Consider the following 513-nt stretch of genomic DNA (forward strand, 5'->3'; position numbering starts at 1 on the left):
TCAAAGTCCGTTGCCTTACCGCTTGGCTATAGCCCATTAAACAATCTACCTTCTAAAATAACTTTATACATTATCAATGTAGATTAATTTATTTAATATTATATGGGGCGAATGATGGGAATCGAACCCACGAATGCCTGAACCACAATCAGGTGCGTTAACCACTTCGCCACACCCGCCATAATATTAAATATAAATTGGCAGGGGCAGTAGGAATCGAACCCACACCGGAGGTTTTGGAGACCTCTGTTCTACCGTTAAACTATGCCCCTATAGACAAAAATGTTACTGTTTTTAAGAAAAANCCCGCCATAATATTAAATATAAATTGGCAGGGGCAGTAGGAATCGAACCCACACCGGAGGTTTTGGAGACCTCTGTTCTACCGTTAAACTATGCCCCTATAGACAAAAATGTTACTGTTTTTAAGAAAAAAATGGTGGAGGGGGGCAGATTCGAACTGCCGAACCCTAAGGAGCGGATTTACAGTCCGCCGCGTTTAGCCACTTCGCT

Annotated in this window: 3 tRNA genes; all 3 read right to left on the minus strand. The window is 42.2% G+C overall.

What is annotated here, in order from left to right:
• Window positions 1-103 precede the first annotated feature (103 nt).
• The 3 genes from K9B36_RS16825 to K9B36_RS16835 all read right to left on the minus strand — a co-directional run bounded on the left by K9B36_RS16825 (window position 104) and on the right by K9B36_RS16835 (window position 403).
• Window positions 104-179, minus strand: a tRNA-His gene (locus tag K9B36_RS16825).
• Window positions 180-198: 19 nt separating this feature from the next.
• Window positions 199-272 (minus strand) — tRNA-Trp (locus K9B36_RS16830).
• Window positions 273-329: 57 nt separating this feature from the next.
• Window positions 330-403 (minus strand) — tRNA-Trp (locus K9B36_RS16835).
• Window positions 404-513 lie beyond the last annotated feature (110 nt).

Source organism: Sutcliffiella deserti (assembly GCF_020037475.1).
Classification (GTDB): domain Bacteria; phylum Bacillota; class Bacilli; order Bacillales; family Bacillaceae_I; genus Sutcliffiella_A; species Sutcliffiella_A deserti.